This window comes from Flavobacterium sp., from assembly GCF_039930565.1.
Classification (GTDB): Bacteria; Bacteroidota; Bacteroidia; order Flavobacteriales; family Flavobacteriaceae; genus Flavobacterium.
This window is the reverse complement of record NZ_JBDTTP010000145.1, coordinates 1-3382: the sequence shown is the minus strand read 5'-3', so window position 1 is coordinate 3382 and position 3382 is coordinate 1. Positions and strand designations below refer to the sequence as shown.

Below are 3382 nucleotides of genomic sequence, written 5' to 3'. Positions count from 1 at the left end.
TTCCATCTTTTTTCAATCTTCTTCTTAACACTCTGATAACAGCAAACTTACAAATGAATACTTTTTAGGGTTTTTAGGAATTTTCTGTATAGTGATATCCATCTAGCAATATTGCGATTTTGAAATTGCCAGTTTTTATGGACTTCATAACTTAATTGATCATTTTCTAATAACTATTCAACATACCTTTTAGTTGGTTATTCCCGTTTTTAACCATTTTTGTGGATTTTCGACGTTCTGATGACAAAATATTACAAAAAAAGTCTCGTTTCCTGCTTTAAGCCCCAAGCCCTCCAAAGTTTGCTTTTACTTATATATACGAATGCGCTTTTGAAAACGACCGGCCCTAGCCCCGATGGGAGGGAAAATCCTTTTGAGCCGGGGTTCGGCACTAAAGATTGGAAGGACAGCGGGATTTAGCTCCTGAAAATTATAATACCTATATATAATGTATAACCACTCTTTAATATACACGCAAAAATCATCATTATATATTATAGTAGAAACTTGCACATTATATATTGTATGTATTTTAGTAATGCCCTATATTTGCATTCACAAAATTATAAACAATGATTAAGATTACTTTACCCGATGGGTCGATTAGAGAGTTCGCTTCTGGTGTAACTCCGATGGAGGTTGCTAAAAGCATTAGTGAAGGATTTGCAAGAAACGTGATTTCTGCATCTTTTAATGGTACAACAATAGAAACCGAAACTCCATTGACGACCGACGGTAGTCTTATTTTATATACCTGGAATGATGCAGAAGGCAAAAAAGCTTTTTGGCATTCGACTTCGCACGTAATGGCGCAAGTTCTTGAAGAACTTTATCCTGGAATTAAACTGACTCTTGGGCCAGCGATTTCGAATGGGTTTTATTATGATGTAGATTTTGAAGATCAAAAGATCACTGACGCTGACTTTAAAAAGATTCAGGATCGTGTTTTGGAGATCTCGAGAGAGAAACATGAGTTTAAAATGCGTCCGGTTAGCAAGGCTGATGCTTTGGCAATGTACAAAGACAATGTTTACAAGACTGAATTGATTTCAAATCTTGAAGACGGAACTATTACATTTTGTGATCATGCTACTTTTACTGATTTATGCCGAGGTGGGCATATTCCAAATACGGGAATCATCAAAGCTTTTAAAATCATGAGCGTTGCCGGAGCTTACTGGCGTGGTGACGAGAAGAACAAACAGCTGACTCGTGTTTATGGAACTTCTTTTCCTAAACAAAAGGATTTAACTGAATATCTTGAACTTCTTGAAGAAGCTAAACGTCGTGATCACCGTAAACTTGGTAAGGAACTTGAATTGTTTGCTTTCTCCCAAAAAGTTGGAGCTGGTTTACCTTTATGGTTACCAAAGGGTGCTGCACTTAGAGATCGTCTGGAGCAATTCTTGAAGAAAGCTCAGAAGAAAGCGGGTTATGAACAAGTCGTTACTCCACATATTGGACAGAAAGAACTTTATGTTACTTCTGGTCACTATGCTAAATATGGTGCAGATAGTTTTCAGCCAATAAATACTCCTGCTGAAGGTGAAGAGTTTTTATTGAAACCGATGAACTGTCCTCACCACTGTGAGATCTATAATGTAAGACCTTGGTCATATAAAGATTTACCGAAGCGTTATGCGGAATTTGGTACTGTTTACAGATATGAGCAATCTGGTGAATTGCACGGTTTAACTCGTGTAAGAGGATTTACTCAGGATGATGCGCACATTTTCTGTACTCCGGAGCAATTAGATGAAGAGTTTAAAAAAGTAATTGACTTGGTACTTTATGTATTTGGTTCGTTAGGTTTTGAAAACTTTACTGCTCAAATTTCATTGAGAGATCAGGAGAACAGAGAGAAATACATCGGTTCTGATGAAAATTGGGAGAAAGCCGAAAATGCAATTATCAACGCTGCAGCTGATAAAGGACTGAATACTGTAGTAGAATATGGCGAGGCTGCTTTTTACGGTCCAAAGCTTGACTTTATGGTTAAAGATGCTTTGGGAAGACAGTGGCAATTAGGAACAATTCAGGTAGATTATAACCTTCCCGAACGTTTTGAATTAACTTACAAAGGTGCTGATAATGAATTACATCGACCTGTTATGATTCACAGAGCTCCATTTGGATCTATGGAACGTTTTATAGCAATTTTACTGGAGCATACTGCAGGAAATTTCCCACTTTGGTTAATGCCGGAACAGGCTATAATCTTGTCTTTGAGCGAGAAATACGAAATATATGCTAAAAAAGTTTTAGATTTGCTAGAAAATCACGAAATTCGCGCCCTAATTGACAACAGAAGCGAGACAATTGGTAAGAAAATTAGAGATGCAGAAATGCAAAAAATACCGTTCATGCTTATTGTAGGTGAGGAAGAAGAGAAAAACGGAACAATTTCAATTCGTCGTCACGGTCAGGAAGGAAAAGGAAATATTACAGTTACAATTGAAGAATTTGTCGCAATTGTAGACGAAGAAATAAAAAAGACATTAAAAGTTTTTACAGTTTAACTTAAATTATAAAGTCATAGCAATAAGAAGCAACAGAGGTTATCAACCTCGCGTAGAAAAAAAGGATGCCCACAGAATAAACAATCTAATTCGTGGTGTACAAGAAGTGAGACTAGTAGGTGAAAACATCGAGCCAGGTGTATTCAAGCTTGCAGAAGCATTAAGACTTGCTGATCAGTTTGAATTAGATTTGGTTGAAATTTCTCCAAACGCTGAACCTCCGGTTTGTAAAATCATGGATTACAAGAAATTTGTTTACGAACAAAAGAAACGTGATAAGGTTTTAAAGGCGAAATCAACGCAAGTTGTAGTAAAAGAGATTCGTTTTGGTCCTCAGACAGATGAGCATGATTACGAATTTAAAAGAAAGAATGCTGAAAAGTTCCTTAAAGAAGGTGCTAAACTAAAAGCATTCGTATTCTTTAAAGGACGTTCGATCATCTATAAAGATCAAGGACAGATTTTATTACTACGTTTGGCTACAGATTTAGAAGAACACGGTAAAGTGGAAGCTATGCCGGTTTTGGAAGGAAAGAGAATGATTATGTTCATTGCTCCGAAGAAGAAAAAGTAAATCAGTTTGCAGTTTCAGTATTCAGTCTTGAAACTTGTAACCTGAAACAAAAAATAAGTAAGTAAGAATAAATTAAAATACTAGGAAAAATGCCTAAAATGAAAACAAAATCTAGCGCCAAGAAACGTTTCAAAGTTACTGGTTCTGGAAAGATTAAAAGAAAGCATGCTTTTAAAAGTCACATCTTGACTAAAAAATCTAAAAAACGTAAATTAGCTTTGACACACTCAGCGTTAGTTCACAAAACAGATATGAAAAGCATCAAACAACAATTAAGAATTATCTAATA

The 3382-nt window shown here is 35.9% G+C and carries 3 protein-coding genes; all 3 read left to right on the top strand.

All coding sequences use genetic code 11. The features are described from left to right. Positions 1 to 572: 572 nt before the first annotated feature. The 3 genes from thrS to rpmI all read left to right on the top strand — a co-directional run bounded on the left by thrS (position 573) and on the right by rpmI (position 3380). A complete protein-coding gene (gene thrS, locus ABI657_RS19075; protein ID WP_348098855.1) occupies positions 573 to 2519 on the top strand; it encodes a threonine--tRNA ligase in 1947 nt (648 codons plus the stop codon). A gap of 22 nt (positions 2520 to 2541) precedes the next feature. Next, entirely contained in the window at positions 2542 to 3093 is a 552-nt protein-coding gene (infC, locus tag ABI657_RS19070) for a translation initiation factor IF-3 (protein WP_081491471.1), read from the top strand. Positions 3094 to 3182: 89 nt separating this feature from the next. Next, positions 3183 to 3380 carry a 50S ribosomal protein L35 gene (rpmI, locus tag ABI657_RS19065; protein WP_022827375.1) on the top strand — a complete coding sequence of 66 codons (198 nt, stop codon included), beginning with the start codon at positions 3183 to 3185 and terminating at the stop codon, positions 3378 to 3380. Positions 3381 to 3382 lie beyond the last annotated feature (2 nt).

Bases quoted from the DNA above. Each gene is read 5' to 3' on its own strand.
- thrS (WP_348098855.1), top strand. From the start codon at position 573: ATGATTAAGATTACTTTACCCGATGGGTCGATTAGAGAGTTCGCTTCT.
- rpmI (WP_022827375.1), top strand. From the start codon at position 3,183: ATGCCTAAAATGAAAACAAAATCTAGCGCCAAGAAACGTTTCAAAGTT.